Source organism: Paenibacillus luteus (assembly GCF_006542765.1).
GTDB lineage: Bacteria > Bacillota > Bacilli > Paenibacillales > Paenibacillaceae > Pristimantibacillus > Pristimantibacillus luteus.
Map to the genome: position 1 here is coordinate 1 of NZ_SKCD01000018.1, position 16,878 is coordinate 16,878.

12 protein-coding genes are annotated in these 16,878 nt (G+C 46.8%); 3 read left to right on the forward strand and 9 right to left on the reverse strand.

The features are described 5' to 3' along the window. Window positions 1-17: 17 nt before the first annotated feature. The 8 genes from E0496_RS14585 to E0496_RS14620 form a co-directional block, all read right to left on the reverse strand. The gene (locus E0496_RS14585; protein WP_141502544.1) at window positions 18-905 is read right to left on the reverse strand and encodes a tyrosine-type recombinase/integrase; all 888 of its coding nucleotides are present in this window, start codon (window positions 903-905) and stop codon (window positions 18-20) included. Window positions 906-1,029: 124 nt separating this feature from the next. Further along, window positions 1,030-2,664 carry a chaperonin GroEL gene (groL, locus tag E0496_RS14590; protein ID WP_139992719.1) on the reverse strand — a complete coding sequence of 545 codons (1,635 nt, stop codon included), beginning with the start codon at window positions 2,662-2,664 and terminating at the stop codon, window positions 1,030-1,032. Window positions 2,665-2,740: 76 nt separating this feature from the next. Next, on the reverse strand, window positions 2,741-3,022 hold the full coding sequence (groES, locus tag E0496_RS14595) for a co-chaperone GroES (protein ID WP_054026679.1): 282 nt from the start codon (window positions 3,020-3,022) through the stop codon (window positions 2,741-2,743). 228 nt (window positions 3,023-3,250) lie between these two features. Continuing rightward, window positions 3,251-4,243: a heme uptake protein IsdC gene (isdC, locus tag E0496_RS14600; RefSeq protein WP_141502545.1), complete on the reverse strand. Its 993-nt coding sequence runs from the start codon at window positions 4,241-4,243 to the stop codon at window positions 3,251-3,253. 51 nt (window positions 4,244-4,294) lie between these two features. After that, the gene (locus E0496_RS14605) at window positions 4,295-5,068 is read right to left on the reverse strand and encodes an ABC transporter ATP-binding protein (RefSeq protein ID WP_141502546.1); all 774 of its coding nucleotides are present in this window, start codon (window positions 5,066-5,068) and stop codon (window positions 4,295-4,297) included. Continuing rightward, entirely contained in the window at window positions 5,058-6,041 is a 984-nt protein-coding gene (locus E0496_RS14610; RefSeq protein WP_139992725.1) for a FecCD family ABC transporter permease, read from the reverse strand. The genes E0496_RS14605 and E0496_RS14610 overlap by 11 nt, the downstream gene beginning before the upstream one ends. A 50-nt stretch (window positions 6,042-6,091) precedes the next feature. Then, window positions 6,092-7,003 carry a heme ABC transporter substrate-binding protein IsdE gene (isdE, locus tag E0496_RS14615; protein ID WP_241674810.1) on the reverse strand — a complete coding sequence of 304 codons (912 nt, stop codon included), beginning with the start codon at window positions 7,001-7,003 and terminating at the stop codon, window positions 6,092-6,094. A 103-nt stretch (window positions 7,004-7,106) separates the two neighbouring features. Then, entirely contained in the window at window positions 7,107-11,981 is a 4,875-nt protein-coding gene (locus E0496_RS14620) for an NEAT domain-containing protein (RefSeq protein ID WP_141502547.1), read from the reverse strand. A 453-nt stretch (window positions 11,982-12,434) separates the two neighbouring features. Between E0496_RS14620 and E0496_RS14625 the strand changes: the two genes are divergently transcribed. The 3 genes from E0496_RS14625 to isdG are packed head-to-tail and all read left to right on the forward strand — an operon-like array spanning window position 12,435 to window position 15,545. Further along, window positions 12,435-13,385, forward strand: a complete 951-nt coding sequence (locus E0496_RS14625; protein ID WP_141502548.1) for an ABC transporter substrate-binding protein — start codon at window positions 12,435-12,437, stop codon at window positions 13,383-13,385. Window positions 13,386-13,395: 10 nt separating this feature from the next. After that, complete coding sequence (locus E0496_RS14630) at window positions 13,396-14,394, forward strand: FecCD family ABC transporter permease (protein WP_141502549.1); 999 nt, start codon at window positions 13,396-13,398, stop codon at window positions 14,392-14,394. A gap of 5 nt (window positions 14,395-14,399) precedes the next feature. Then, window positions 14,400-15,545: a heme oxygenase gene (isdG, locus tag E0496_RS36880; protein WP_141502637.1), complete on the forward strand. Its 1,146-nt coding sequence runs from the start codon at window positions 14,400-14,402 to the stop codon at window positions 15,543-15,545. Window positions 15,546-15,657: 112 nt separating this feature from the next. On the opposite strand, the gene E0496_RS14640 is transcribed toward isdG, so the two are convergent. Continuing rightward, the gene (locus E0496_RS14640) at window positions 15,658-16,878 is read right to left on the reverse strand and encodes a DUF2264 domain-containing protein (RefSeq protein ID WP_141502638.1); all 1,221 of its coding nucleotides are present in this window, start codon (window positions 16,876-16,878) and stop codon (window positions 15,658-15,660) included.

Consider the following 16,878-nt stretch of genomic DNA (forward strand, 5'->3'; position numbering starts at 1 on the left):
CCATGCAACTGTCGTAACTATTGTAGGCGAATCGTACCGATTGAAGGATCATTTCGTTCAAGAGGACAAGTGATTTTGTACATCCTTAAACAAGCAAAAGTGTACATGTTTATGTTGACATTTACAATTCCAGACATAGCAAGCCGATGACAGAATGTATGACGAAATGTATGAGCAGACACCCTAACATCTTTAAATTTCATTTTTTGTCCTAGATACTTGAAAATCAACATCAATGCATTTTCAGTCATTTGGTTATTGTCTCTCTTCACAAAAACGAACTCACTTAAGTCTCCCCAATACTTCTTGCAATAAATTTGATATGATGCTAATTCCTTCGATAGCTTATCAGTTATCGGAAGGGTATCTCTTCTTCTACTTTTCCCGAAAACTGCAATTGTTTCATTGATGAAATCAATATCCGACCACTTTAGATTAATTAGTTCTCCTCGTCTAATCCCAGTCCCAAGTATGGTAACTATCATCATATAATCTCGATAAGCAACATAACTTTTTTCTCGTTGCTTTATTCGTCTGTAGAAGTTCAGCATCTGACGTATTTGGTCATCTGTGAAAACATCAATCTTAACATCTTCTTTTTGCATTTTAACTCGTTTAGCTGGATTCTTCGCTATAACTTCACATTCCACCATATAGTTCAGGAAGGCTCTGATTCGCATAAGTTTCGTATTGATTGAACCTGCTTTATTCCCCCGCTCCTGACATTCCATAAGATGCTGACGTACATGGTTATAAGTTATGTCCTCTACACTTACAACCTCTTGCTGATTACAATATCCTACAAACTCCCCAAGCATGGTTTGATAATTCCTAATGTTCTTTTCTGTTGTATTTTTAAAGCGTCTGTCATCAAGAAAATCCTGAAATGCAAATTTTAATAACATAAAAAAGACTACCTCCTGTTTTTAGGAAGTAGTCTACACTTTAGAAAATAGTTTTTAACGTAACCAGTTCTCAAACTGGGCTGAAATAGCCTAGACTACTTCACAAATATAGGGAGTGAAAACCCTACATCATGCCGCCCATTCCACCCATACCGCCCATATCAGGCATGCCGCCGCCAGCGCCTTTAGGCTCTGGTTTGTCAGCTACAACAGCCTCAGTTGTCAGGAACATAGCTGCAACGGAAGCTGCGTTTTGAAGCGCAGAACGTGTTACTTTAGCAGGGTCAACGATACCAGCTTCGAACATGTTTACCCATGTGCCAGTAGCAGCGTTGTAGCCTACGCCGATTTTTTCGTTTTTCAGACGCTCAACGATAACCGAACCTTCTTGGCCTGCGTTCGCAGCGATTGTGCGAAGCGGCTCTTCAAGGGAACGAAGAACGATGTTTACGCCTGTTTGCTCGTCGCCTTCTGCTTTCACAGCAGCAACAGCGTTGTATACGTTAATGAGGGCAGTACCGCCGCCCGATACGATACCTTCTTCAACTGCTGCACGAGTGGAGTTGAGGGCATCTTCGATGCGGAGCTTGCGCTCTTTCAATTCTGTTTCTGTAGCTGCGCCAACTTTGATAACTGCAACGCCGCCAGACAATTTTGCAAGACGCTCTTGAAGCTTCTCACGATCAAAGTCGGAAGTTGTTTCTTCCAGTTGAGCGCGGATTTGGTTCACGCGAGCAACGATGTCAGCGGAGTTGCCGCTGCCGTCAACGATGATTGTTGTTTCTTTTGTGATACGGATTTGACGAGCGGAACCTAGGGATTCCACGCCAGTTGATTTCAGCTCAAGGCCGAGCTCTTCCGTAATCACTTGGCCGCCTGTAAGAGCAGCGATATCTTGAAGCATTGCTTTACGACGGTCGCCGAAGCCTGGTGCTTTAACAGCCACGCAAGTGAATGTTCCACGAAGTTTGTTCACGACTAGAGTCGCTTGAGCTTCGCCTTCTACGTCTTCAGCAATGATTAGCAATTGCTTGCCGGATTGTACGACCTTCTCAAGAACCGGAAGGATCTCTTGAATGCTCGTAATTTTTTTGTCAGTGATCAAGATGTACGGGTTGTCAAGGATCGCTTCCATTTTGTCCGTGTCAGTAATCATGTATGGTGATACATAACCACGGTCAAATTGCATACCTTCTACAACTTCAAGCTCTGTAACGAAGCCTTTCGACTCTTCTACAGTGATAACGCCGTCGTTGCCGACTTTTTCCATAGCTTCTGCAATCAATTGGCCCACTTCATCATCAGCAGATGAGATCGATGCCACTTGTGCGATCGATTGTTTGCCTTCGATTGGTTTAGAGATCGCTTTAAGCTCTTCAACAGCAGCTTTAACAGCTTTCTCGATGCCTTTGCGGATAACCATAGGGTTAGCGCCTGCAGTAACGTTTTTCAAGCCTTCGCGAATCATCGCTTGAGCAAGAACAGTAGCGGTAGTTGTACCGTCACCAGCAACGTCGTTTGTTTTTGTAGCTACTTCTTTAACAAGTTGAGCACCCATGTTTTCAAAAGCATCTTCAAGCTCGATTTCTTTCGCAATGGATACACCATCGTTCGTGATAAGCGGGCTTCCGAATTTTTTCTCAAGTACTACGTTACGGCCTTTTGGACCTAGTGTAACTTTAACCGCATTTGCAAGAGCGTCAACTCCGCGCAGCATTGCGCGACGAGCGTCTTCGCTAAATTTAATTTCCTTAGCCATGAACAGAAACCTCCCAAAATAGTTTAAGTACAGATATTTCCCGTGTCTTGCTTTCTATGTGACCCAAATCGGGCTGCTATTCAAAAATCGCGTGAATTTCGCTTTCTTTCATAATCAAATACTCTTTGCCTTCGTATTTGATTTCAGTGCCTGCATATTTGGAGAAAAGAACGCGGTCGCCTTCTTTTACTTCCAAAGCAATACGAACGCCATCTTTCAGCGTACCGCTGCCTACTGCGATAACTTTGCCTTCTTGCGGCTTTTCTTTCGCCGAATCCGGCAATACGATACCGCTAGCGGTTGTTTCCTCTTTCGCGATTGCTTCGATCAATACGCGTTCACCCAAAGGTCTGATCATTGAAAATAGCCTCCTTCAAAATTTGTCGCTGCTTTTATTCTCGTTAGCACTCGAAACCTTCAAGTGCTAACAACTATTTTTATCATACTCATTTTCGTTCTTAATTTCAAGTGCTTGGTCTCAATTTTCCGTTTATTTACACTGTGAGGCCCAATACCTGCTGTAACATACGAAAAAACCGAAGAGGATGCCTCTAAGCCAGCATCCTCTTCCTATCATGCATCGCCGTTATTTGCGTTTTAATTTACGGTTGCGGATGAGAATAAAGGATACGCCCGCCAAAATAATAACGACTGAAATGATGGATGACGTCATCCATCGCTTGGAACTCGCTTTCACAGGTTCAGCTTCGCCAATGAGCTCGGCGCTGGTTAGCGTTGCATCTCCACCCACAGAGGCTGTGACGACCTCGTTTGTTTCTTCAGTCACTTCAGAGGAGGGCACCTCTGAAGGAGCTGCGCTTGCTTCTACGGCAGACTCCTCATCCGCTTTCGGAAAAGGCTCTACTACCGCAGTAGGCTCTGCTGTTGATTCTGCTGTGCCCGTCGAGGATGCCTCGGTTGGAGCAGGCTGATCTGTTGCCTTGCCTGCTTCCACAGCTGGCGAAGCGGCTGCCGTTTGAGCTGGCTTGCTTGTAGGTGCCGCCGTAGCAGCCCCCTGCTTCGTCCCTTCAGCTGGAGCCTGTGTCGCTTTTGGCGCAACTGTAGCTTTTGGCGCTTGTGTCGGCGCGGCCGTTGCCGCAGGCTTTTCTTCCTTAACAGCGGGCTTGCTCACTAGCTTCATGCTCTTTTGATCAAAATCAAAACGAATCGTATAATCATGATCATAGTCAATGTCCGGTACGGTTACGTGAATTTTAGATAGCATTGTGGAGGAAAGGTCAGGTACGCTGAATTGCGTCACACGGCTGTCCTCGGCTTTGTTGCTGCTAATCACTTTAGTATTGGCATAGCCGCCGCTGCCATCCGGAATCTTAAATTCAGTCACCCATTTGCTATGGTTAACGACGACTTGTATCGTTATTTTCCCATTCTCTACAATGACTTTGGCAGGCTTCTCCCAGTAGTCATTAGCCATGGATGCTGATTCATCCTCTGCTTTCTTAATCACATAGTCAATCGTATATGTACCGTCCTCAACCTCCGCTGCATGAACGGCAGGTACTGTGAACAGTATAACCAATAAAGCACAAAAACCGATTAAAAATGACAGCTTGCGCATGTTTTTCTCCGCCTCTCTTCTATATAAATAATGTATAGGTACAATCGCCTATTATGAAATACTCAATGGAATCATATATAAGCCCGTCTCTTCATCCTGTTTCATCACGACATCAACGCCATAGGTTTTCTTAACGACCTCTTCCGTAATCACGACTTCTGGGGTGCCTTCCGTCACGATTTGGCCTTCCTTCATGACAATAATCGTATCGCTGTAACGGATAGCCTGATTAATATCGTGCAGTACCATTACGATCGTTAACCCGTACGTTTGATTCAAGGCGCGAACGAGCTGCAAAATTTCAATTTGATAAAAAATGTCCAAAAATGTCGTCGGTTCGTCCAAAAACAAAATTTGCGTCTTTTGGGCAAGCGCCATGGCAATCCAAACGCGCTGCCGCTCCCCGCCGGATAGTTGATCCAGCTTGAGCGCCCGCTTCTGCTGCAAATTCGTACAGGTCAACGCCCATTCGATCGCTTGCTCATCCTCCTCCTCTGTCTGGCCCAGGAAGCTTCTGTGCGGCAGTCTGCCGAAGCTAACCAGCTTCTCCACCGTAAGATCGCTCGGTGCTTCATTCTGCTGGTGAACGACAGCCAGCCGCTTCGCCAGCTCTTTGGGCTTCGTCTGACTTAGTGCCTTCCCATCAAGCAGAATCTCACCCGCTTTGGGCTTGTAGTTTTGTGACATCACGCCCAGCAGCGTTGATTTTCCGCAGCCATTCGGCCCAATAATGGTCGTCACCTTGCCAGGTGCGATTGTACTCGAGATTTGCTTAAGCTGGTCGTTCTTCTTATCGTAGGAAAAGGTGACTTCTTTAATTTCCATGAACGCGATCACTCTTTCTAAGCATGAATATAAGGAAAGGGCCGCCGATTACAGTCATAATAATCGAAGCGGGAATCTCCGTTGGCGCGAGAATCGTACGTCCCAAAGTGTCCGCGGTTAAAATAAGCAAGGCGCCGCCCAGAGCCGAGAAGGGAATCAGAACTTTGTGATCCGATCCTACCAGCAAGCGGGCAATATGCGGCACAAGCAAACCAACAAACGCGATCAAACCTCCGATTGCTGTAGCGACAGATGCCAGCAGCACGGCGACGACCGAAATGAGCAAGCGTGCTCTCGTCACACGTAGCCCCAAATTTTTGGCCGTTTTGTCCTGAAGGCTGAGCATGTTGCACCAAGAGCTGAGCAGCAAGGAAAGCAGTAAGCCGACAATGCCATAAATGGCAATAATATTGACATCCTGCCAGGTCTTCATCGTGAAAATAGAGGATATCGCTTGGTTTACGCTTGTGACAGCATAGCTCCCCCGATAATTAAAGGACTGCCCCAGCCCAGTAAACGTGGCATTGATTGCGATCCCGACTAGAATCAGGCGCAGCGGACTGAGCCCGGATCGCCATGAGAGCGCATATACCAAGTAACAGGCAAACGCGCCACCAACAAACGAAAATAACGGCATCCAGAAAAACAGCCCTGGAAAAATCGTAACGACCAGCAGCGAGACCAGACCCGCTCCAGATGAAATACCGATCACCCCTGCATCGGCGAGCGGATTTTTCATGACCGCTTGCAAGAGGACACCTGATACGGCTAGCGCAGCGCCAGTGAGCATAGAAACGATAATGCGGGGAAATCTTAAATCTTTGATGACCTCTACATGCTCATTCGTTCCTGACAACAGCCCTTGAATAAGCTCGATGGCCGATACTTTAATGCTGCCTGTCATCGCAGATACAACGATGGCCGCCAACAGCAAAATGGCAATTATAACAAAGCTTCCGATCTTCTTAACCATAGCCAACTTCCTTCGTCTAGTGATCGATCTGCAAGCGTCTCTTTATACGCTTAGGGATAAAGCATGCCCATCAAAGCATCAATGGCATCTACCGCGAACAAATTGCCTGTCGTACCGAACAGAGACTCTTCCAAATCATACACACGATCATTTTGTACGGCCTTGAAATGCTTCCAAATGTCGTTTTTCTGGAATTCCTTGTCGAACATTTTTACGACCTCTTCAGGCATGCCATGCGCGGCGCGTAAAATAACATCAGGATTGGAATTATGTAAATATTCCGTGTTGGAAGCTAAGTATTCTACATCCACGCCCTGAGCGATATTAACCCCACCAGCCAAACGAACCAAGTCACCAATATAAGATTTTTCGGTTGCAACAAGATAACTGCCGGGTACGCCAAGCAAAATGAGTACGGTCGGTTTTTCTTTGCCTTCCGTCGCTTCTTTAATTTCTGCTACCTTCGCATCAAATCTATCTATAATGACTTGAGCCTGCGCTTGCTTGCCATAGGTTTCTCCAAGCTTTTTCAGCTCCAGATTCATACTTTCTACACTGGTCAGATTAAGAAAACCCGCTTGCATCCCTGCCGCTTCAAATACCGGCTTCAAATCATATTCCAACGTCGTGACCGACAATACCTCCGTTGGCTTGAGCGATTTCACCAATTCCATATCCGGGCTCATCGGATTTCCGACTCGTGTCACATCATCATACCGGGCAGGCAGTATCTTCGAGCTTGTCGGAACGCCTACCAAATCCACCTCTAGTGCATCAAGCATTTGCGTAATGGCTACTGTCGTGGAGATAACCCTCTGCTCCGGTGGAGCTGTGGCCTCAGGTATACTTGAAGCTTCTGCTTGCGTCTGGTTATTCGTAGCTGCGCTCCCCACATTAGAGCAGCCTGCTAGTAAAATAACGGCTAATAGCAGCATAAAGCCGTACCCTCTCTTCTTGTTCATCCGAACCGCTCACTCCTATCTATACATCGCTAATAGCATGACGAGGACGCCGGGTTTCCGGCATCCTCGCAGCAGCTATCGTGTAGTTTAGTTCATATGGTCCTTACTTTTGTTCAAGCAGTTTCATCACTAGCGTAAGCGCCTCAGCGCGAGTTGCGTTTGCGTTAGGGTCAAAAGTGTTGTTTCCTTTGCCTTGAATGAAGCCCGCTGCAACTGCTGCTGCAACCTCTTTCTTCGCCCAAGCAGGTACCGCGCTTGCATCCGCAAAGCTTAGAGCCGCATCCTCTTTCGTTTCGAGCTTAGCAGCTCGAACGATAATGACAGCTAGCTCAGAACGAGTAATTTGCTTGCTTCCGCGGAAGGTTTGATCGTCATAGCCGCCAACCAAACCGGCAGCTACGGCGCTTTCCACATGTGACTTCGCCCAAGTCGGAATTAGGTTTCCATCGTTGAACGTTGAAGCGGTATTGCTTGCCGGAAGCTTCAACGCGCGGCTGATAAGTACTGCGAACTCGGAGCGGGTAATCACGCCGTTCGGACGGAACTTGCCATCCTCGTAGCCAGCAACAATACCTAGGGACAAAGCCTTCGTAATGGCAGCTTCAGCCCAGTGTCCTTGAATATCTTTAAAGGACGTAGCGAGTGGTTCAGTTGCTTCTTCTTTGTCTTTGTCTTCGTCATCGTCTGGATCTGGCACGCCGCCTCCGCTTAACGGACTAATGCTAGCTTCATTAAATTGGATTTGAATGTTGTACTCGTGATTATAGCTCATTTCTGGCCAGTCAATTTTCACCCAGCCATCCATCACTTTCGATAGATCAGATACAGGGAAAGATACAACGCGCGTATTTTTATCTGCATTTCTGTTTTCAACATTTACATTCGCACCGTTAAACATCAAACCCGTAATTTGTTTATCTTGCTTCAACGTAAGATGGATACGTTTGTTGCCACCTGATACATGAAGCTTAGCTGTTGGAATAATGTAATCTTGCATAACCGAATTCTCATCCGTGCCATACTTCAAAATTCTAACACTGATGCTATACTGTCCATCCGCTAACCCCGTGCCCGGTGTTGTTGTTCCTGGATCTGTTCCAGGGCCAGTACCCGGTCCTGTCGTTACTTCCGACACGATATTAGCGAGCTGCATAGCGTAGCTTACCTCTGAAGTCGTTCCGCCTTCCGTAACATCAATAACGAGAGAGTAAGGAGCGTTAAGATCCTGCACCTTGAATTGAACTGGTGAAGTTACTGCAGCAGTTACAAATGTAGACGCAACCGAGAATAAAGCTGCTGTTTTGGAATAGGCCAGAGTCAATGCTTGAGGAAGCAAGGATGACCCTACCGGCAAAATTTCTTCATTGGTATTTCGGTTAATCAGCTTTTTAATCTGAACGCCCTCTTTTGGCGTAAAGCTAAGCGTGTTATTGCCATTTTCGATTACCAGGCTGCCTGCTGTTTCCAAATGCTTAGCGAAATCCTGGTTAGGTGATTTAAATTGAACCTCATAGCCACCGCTCGCAAAATGTTTGGACACTTTGAATGTATCCAAAGCTTGCTCAAGCGCCACTGTTGCCTCATTGACTGCTTGCTGGGAAACAAGCTCCGCTGCCGCTGTCTCAGCAGTTGTAATTGCCGTAGCCAGTATCGCTTTCGAGCCGGCAATGTAGCTGCCAGCTTCGCTACCTTCAACCGCTGCAGCATAAGCTGCTTTGGCGGTAATCAGCCCTTGCTTCAAGGTAGAAGCATCAACCTCTATCGGCGTATTTGGCTCTTCAATGTTCTCATTCGTCGCTTGCAACGAGCTTTCATCCAAACTCAGCTGAACATCATATTCGTGGAAATAATTCTGCTCCGCCCACTCGATTTTCACCCAGCCCTCAAGCTTCTCAGACAAGCTCGGCACTACAAAATAAACGACCCGTGTATTGTTCGCTTCATCATGGCTTGCCACTTGAACATTTTGACCGTTGAACTTCATGCCGGTAATTTCTTTGTCCTGTTTGACAGTAAAGAACAGCTTCTTCGTGTTACCTGATACCTTCAACAGGCCTGGGCTTACAACATAATCCTGCATGACAGAGTTCTCATCAGTGCCAAACTTTAAAATTTTAAAATCGATCAAATAATTCCCATCTGGAAGTGCGCTAATTACAGAATCTTTAAAGACAGTAACCGCTGCTTTAAGCGCAACTACTGCGCCATCAATTTGAGTTTGCGTGCTGCTAATATTTATTGCAATTGCGTTAGCTGCATCTATTGCGCTCTGCAATGTTGCCTTGGATTCAGCAGTGTATTCGCCTGATTCCGAACCAACCTTAGCGTTTTTGTGCACTTCTTTGGCATCGGCAACCGCTTGGGTTAGTTCGGCCCGGTTAATGTTGTTGAAGATCAAACGAATATCATGCGTAAGGTCATAGTTTTGTGCAGGCACGACCGTCCGAACCTTTGCCGCAATCGTTTCGGTCAAGCTCTCCAGCTTGAATTTCACGACTCTTTCGTTCGCTGCTTCGTTTGTGCTTAAAATTTCAGAATCTACAAACTCTCCGCCTTGCATGACTTTAAACTCTGCAACAGATGAGCTTGATTTGATCGTAAAGACCGCATAAGTCGAACCATTTTCTGTAAAGACTGTAGCTGGTTTAACGAAATAGTTCTCCATTGTGGAGTAAGCGTTATTGGTTGCATGCAACGCCGAGAAATAGACAAGTTTGGAATCCGTCTCTTCAATTACAGATGCTTTAAAGGCTGTAACTGCCGCTTTCAGCACAAGTACTGCGTCATTAATTTGCGCTTGCGTGCTGCCTGTATTTGCCGCAATCGCATCAGCTGAATTAAACGCGTTCTGCAACGTTGCTTTGGATTCAGTGGAATAATCTCCCGATTCCGAACCAACCTTAGCGTTTTTGTGCACTTCTTTGGCATCGGCAACCACTTGGGTTAGTTCGGCCCGGTTAATATTGTTGAAGATCAAACGAATATCATGCGTACGGTCGTAGTTTTGCGCAGGCACGACTGTCCGGACCTTCGCCGCGATCGTTTCGGTCAAGCTCTCCAGCTTGATTTTCACGACTCTTTCATTCGCCGCTTCGTTTGTGCTTAAAATTTCCGAATCTGCATAATTTCCGTCCTGCATCACTTTGAACTCTGCAACAGATGAGCTTGATTTGATCGTAAAGACCGCATAAGTCGAACCATTCTCCGTAAAGACGAATGCTGGTTTAGAGAAATAGCTCTCCATTGTAGAGTAAGCGTTATTGGTTGCATGCAGCGCCGAGAAATAGACTGGGCGAGAAGCCGACGTTTTGAATTGATCCATTGCGTTCTGCAAAGCAGCAGTCGCTGTCGTCAATTCCGTTTTGGTTGCTGCCGCATTGTCGCTAACTGATTTGCTGTTTGCTATCGCTGCTGCTAATGCTGCCTTAGCGCTTGTAGAATATTGGCCTGATTGCGTGCCTTCAATTGCTTGGTCATGTATAGCTTGAGCTGATGACTCCACAGCATTTAAGGCCGCTAGCTCTACATCATTAAAGTTCAAGTAGGCAACCTTTTGCTCCGCAGAACCTGTCAGATTGTAATAAACAGCGACAACCCCACTTGTAATCGCCGTATTGCTGCCATTAAATATCAATTGGCCCGTATAGGCTCCATTTGCTTCTTCGCTCTTGCTTACTTCTCCAAACTTTGATTGCGAAGCACTAAATGTAAGCAGTCCGGTGTTTCTAGGTTGCAAATAATAAACGCTCGATAGATCAACACCCGCACTATTTGGAATCGTGATGTTGGCATATAACTTGCTTCCCGATTTCAAAATGGTTGCTTTCGGCCCGAAATTAGCTATTTGCCCCGTAGATACAATCCCTGCTGGGCTAATCGCGTCAAGCACTTTAAGTGATACATCGCCTAGCGATACGATAGCATCGCTGTAAAAGTTGGTTAAATTATTTTTTAACAAGTAAATCGCTGAATCTATATGATCCTGCGTAGCCAGTTCAGAGTTCAATACCGTTTCGGCATTGACGATGTAGTCCAAGAAACTGTTTTTCACATTGGCAGGATATTCTCCAATAGACCGCACAGCTGTATTTCCGCTTGCTTCACCAAATATTTTTGCTTGCTGCTGACTAGCTCTGCTGTCCGCGATCAACTGCTGTAATTTATCTTTTGTTATGGTGACGAGCATTAGCTCGTAAGTTTGTGCTGCTTTAAAGAGTGAGGCATAGGCTGCCTGTATCGCATCATCAGCAGGATTGTTATCCGCTACCGCTTTAGCAGAAACAATGGCTTGATATAGCGAAACTTTTGAGCCAGGCGCATAATTTCCATTAGCCAGTCCCTCGCTAGTATTGTCATAAACTGATTGCGTTACGGATATCAGCTCATTAAGCATAGCCAAATCTGCTACTGGCGGCTCTTCATTTCCACCAGACTCCACGGGTACGATAGGAAGTCCTTCCGTATAGATCTGCAGTTGAGCATTATACCAGTTGTTGTAGGTAAAATTAGGTATGCTTGTAATATTAATATGCATAAGTATTTCTTTTTTCTTAAGAAGGTTATCAATCGGAATAGCGACGGTACCAAACGCCCCGTCCACGTTTGCAATCGGTGTATAGTCTTTGGCTACAAACTCATCCTTCTTGTAATCATCAGCCGATGCGTAAGTATAAGGAATGCTTTTCTCTTTCCCCTGTTCTAGATAACCTAGATACTTAAACCAATCATAGCTGCTAAACTCATTTTGAAAAGTAATGAAACCGTTTTTGACAATTAATTTACCTGAATCAGGAACAACAAAATTTTGCATGTAGGAGTCCTTATCAGAGTTATCCGCCAAATATCTGAATTTAACCGGATATTCACCATCCGCTAGCGTAACCGCTGGTGTCGCTGACACCGCTCCCACATTTACAATCGAAAGCAAGACCACTGCCGCCAATATCATAGCGACCCATTTTCTAAACTGTATCTTCAACTCTATGACACTCCTCTTTGTTGGTTTGAGAAGGCTAAATCACTAATTAGTAGCTAATGATTATCATTCTCAATATATTTTCAAAAAAAATAACTTACTCCACTGAAGCCTCCAAGACCTCCTCCATGTACTGCTCCGCTAACCTAGCATTGCTGTTCCATGATAGATATCATCGTAACCTCATGTCTCTACTTTTTGTCTTATAAACCCGCACCTCTTCCAAAAATGTTCGGCTCATTAAACTCGTTATAGATATTACTTCAAAATTTTAGCAACCGTCAACCGTTATTAAATTTTTAAATAGTGCGCATTTTCATGCACTAACTATGCTATCCTAAATGGAAATTATAAACAGATGATGCGGCAGAAATATATTGACAGAGTCAGCGTCTTTCACTATTCTATAAATGATATTGATAATCACTATCATTTATTTTTAGCTTGGAGGGCTCTATGAAGAAAGGCTTGTTTATTTGTTGTGCTGCTTTTTTATTATCACTTACTGCTTGCAGTGTTGGAGCGGGCGGCTCAGGCCAAGCCGCGAACCAACAGAATGCACTCATCCAAATTGAGGATTTTGCCAATCGCAAAATCGCATTCGATCAGGTCCCCCAAAACATTGTTGCGCTAAGCAACGGGGAGACTGACATTATTTATGCTTTGGGCGGAGAACTCGTCGGCAGACCCACCTCTACTACCCCGCTTGCAACAAAAGCGGCGGAACAAGTGGAACAGATTGGATCTGCGCATGAGGTGGACTTGGAGAAAATCACGCTGCTCCGTGCTGACGTCGTGCTTGGCAACAACCCGATGAATACGAAGGATGTGCCTATTCTCGAAGGAGTCGGTACCAAGGTCATTCTAACCAGCGCTAACTCGATTAACGAAATTGAGAAGCAGATCGAGCTGTTCGGTCAGCTCCTTCAGAAAGAAGAGCGTGCTTCTGAACTCGTTCAAGAAATAGAGAAAAAGTTGAAGCAGTATGAGACTGCTCCGGGAGGCACTAAGCCAAGAGCACTGCTCGTATACGGCGCACCCGGCACTTATATGGCTGCTCTGCCTAATTCCCTTAGCGGCAACATTTTAGAACTGGCCGGCGGTACGAATATCGCATCCGACTATCCCAGCCTGCAGAGCTACCCGCAGTATGCCCAGCTCAATTCGGAGCGAATTGTTGAGGCTAATCCACAGCTCATCCTGATTATGACACACGGCAATCCGGATGAAGTGAAAAAAGGCTTCCTTAAGGAAATGCAGACGAATCCTGCTTGGAGCAGCCTAGAGGCCGTTAAGCAAAATAAAGTGGAAGTGCTGCCGTCCGATTTATTCGGCTCCAATCCGGGAACCCGCATCATGGATTCGCTTGACTACCTGCATGAGAAGCTCGAAGGGTTAAAGCAATGAAAGGATTGACATGAATAAACAACTACGAACAAAAAGACGAAAGATTGCTCTAATTACAGCCCCTATCCTGCTGCTGTTAAGTGTGTTTTATGGCCTATCATACGGCTCAGTATCTATCTCTCTCAGCGAGATATGGACAATATTAACGACTGACGGACAATCCGCGCAAGACACAATCATTATGAACTTAAGGCTTCCGCGCGTACTCGTCGGTTTGCTCACGGGCGCATGTCTCGCAGCTGCCGGCGCTATTCTGCAAGGCGTCATGCGCAATCCGCTCGCCGATCCCGGCATTATTGGAGTTTCAGCTGGAGGCGGGCTTGCTGCTGTGGTTACGATGGTATTGCTGCCTCAGCTGAGCTATCTGCTGCCAGCAGCGGCTTTTGCCGGCGCGTTCGTTTCCTCTATCGTCATTTATCTAATCTCTTGGGACAAAGGAACTTCACCGGTCAAAATCGTGCTTGCCGGCGTTGCAGTCAACGCTCTGCTCGGCGCCATTATGAATGGGATTATGGTCGTTTACAGCGATCGTGTTCAGTCGGTTCTCCCTTGGCTATCTGGTGGCCTGAATGGACGCAGCTGGCATCATCTTTCTTTTATGGCTCCCTATGCCTTGGTTGGACTCGGGCTGACGCTGCTAGCCATCAAGCCTGCCAATCTCATGCTGCTTGGGGACGACTCTGCAAAGCTGCTAGGGCAAAAAGTCGAGCTTCAAAGGCTGCTGCTCATTCTGCTCTCTTCCCTGCTTGCGGGCGCTGCCGTTAGCGCTGCCGGATTAATTGGCTTTGTCGGGCTTGTTGTCCCACATGCTGTTCGGCTGCTCATCGGAGAGGATTATCGGTACCTTCTTCCAGTCTCTATTCTTGGAGGAGCAGCTCTGGTCGTATTCGCAGACACGATTGCGCGCACCTGGTTCGATCCTATCGAGCTTCCGGTTGGCATTTTGCTTGCATGCGTGGGAGCACCGTTCTTTTTAATTTTACTGAGGAAACGGAGTAATTGGAGGTGACTATGATGAATAAAGCGATTGATTTGAAGGATATTGAGCTGGAAATGGGGATGTTTCAGCTCTTTGACATAACGACTGCCATTCCCGAGGGCAAAATGACTGCCATTATCGGTCCCAACGGATCAGGCAAATCCACCCTGCTCAAAATCATCACGAAGCTGCTGAGCGCTGACAAAGGCGAGGTCGCTATTCAAGGGAAAGAAGCAGGCGACTACTCGAGAGCAGACTATGCGCGTACCATTTCGATGCTGCCGCAAGCCAAGGATATGCTGCCTGAGCTGACGGTCCGTGAGCTCGTCGCTTACGGGCGTTCTCCGCATAAGCGGCTGTTCAAGCAGCGCTTGACGGAGGAAGACCAGAAAATCATTGATTGGGCGATGAAGACGATGAGTATTCGCCGTCATGATGATCGTATGTTTCATACTTTGTCGGGAGGTGAGCAGCAAAAAGCGCGTATTGCGATGGCTCTCGCTCAAAAAACGGATATTATTTTGCTCGACGAGCCTACGACCTTTTTGGATATTTCCCACCAGCTCGAGGTCATGGGCATGCTGCGAAAGATCAATCAGGAGCATGGCATCACCATCGTAATGGTCCTGCATGATTTGCAGCAGGCTGCCGCCTATTGCGATCATCTCATTGCGATGAAGGATGGCGAGATTATCTCGACAGGAACGCCGCAGACGGTGATTACCTCTCGCTTTTTGAGGCAAGTATACGAGATTGAAGCGAAGGTCAGCTTCGATCAAAACTATCCCGTTATTATTCCAATCCCTAAAAATTATGAGGAGGATGCTACTATGATTATTGTAACGAACACGTCCCACATTACGAAAGGAAACGGCGATAAGCTTATCGAGCGTTTCGACAGAATTGGCAAAGTAGAAGGAATGGAAGGTTTCCTCGGACTTGAGGTTTTGCTGACGCAAAACACGGCTGAGTACGACGAGGTATCCGTCGTTACGCGTTGGAATTCCAAAGACGATTTCCAAGCATGGACACGAAGCGAAGCCTTCCGCGAATCCCATTCCCACCGCAAAACGCCGGATTACATTATTTCGAACAAAATTGTTTTCCAAGAAGTCAAAATCAAAAGAAATCCGCTTCCTCCTGTGCATGCTGAGGCCATCGCAGAAGCGAAAGCGCAATAACAGTCGCTACGGACTTCTTTCATTCCGTTCTTAATGATATGATCGGTCGATAAAAAAACAGGCAGACGACGGAGTCATCCATCGTCTGCCTGTTCTTTTTTTCCCATATACCTTATTTCAATGCCGTATCAAGCCTAAAGCCTAGCCCCGACCAGGCTTTCTTCGAAGTCCAGGGCTCCGCAGCGCCACTCCAAAATGGATGCGTGTCTGGTAAGCCCAAAGGCAAGAAGACTTCGGAGCATAGATATAAGCTTCCAGTCGATATGTAGCGTTCGCCAACCCCCGGCTGATGCCCGCAGAAGCCAATCGTTAGCCAGCCCGCAGCCGTAAAGTTACCTGGCACTTCCAGTGTACGGCGGATCGCTGCGGTTAATGCGCAGCGCACCTGCGCGCCGCTAACCGATTTCGGCAGTGTATCCAGATACGCACTTTGAGCTAAGCTTTGGAAGGCTCCAAAGCGATATGCCAGTGATCGTCCGATCGGCGGGTATGTGCCATCCGGCCCAATTAAACGCTCAAGCACCTCTGCATAGCGCTGTGCACGGCTCGTAATGGTAGGTCGCATAGCATCCCATTCCCCATATTGATCGCCAACCGCCGCAAGCACGTCAACCAGCATCGGCTGAATGACAAAGCTGTTGTAATAATCCCAGTGAAACTCGGGGCCATCGCCATAGGCACCATCACCAAGATACCATTGCTCATGCTGCTTTAGGGAGTAATCGACCCTCATCGAATCCCAATCGCTTTCGCCCAGCTTGAACAAAGCGGACTCTGTCGTTGCTGCAAACAGCAGCCAATTCGAGAAGACAGGCTTTCTTGAGCGCGTCTGCTTCAGCGCAGCTACCACATTCGCTCTCACGCGCGGCTCCAGCTTTTCTCCCAGCTCTATGGGCGCTCTCAGAATTGCCTGCGCTAGAAACGCCGCGTCCACAATTGGCTGTAAGCCTTCGCCGAAATTCATATAATCTGGCGACCTCGGATCAGTTCCCGCGTCAATCGCTGCCCGAGCAAGCTCCGCATAACGACTCCGAGTCTCCTCTTCAGCTCCAACGGACAGCTTATTCTCTAACCAAGGAGCCATGCCGGAAAGAAGGCGCCCAAGCGCCTCCAAATGGGTGAATTTAGCCCGATCAGCTAATAGTTCCGCTTTTTCCTCATTCGATGCTCCCGCCATTTGTGCGCATTCAATCGGCATTTTCTCTTTAAGTCGACGTTCGGAAAGTGCGTTAAGAACTGGATCGCTTATGGCGAGCATTTGCTCCAGCCAATATTCACGATCAGACAGTAGAGTGCTGCCCAGTTGATTCGATTGCAATGCCCTAGCCCCCAT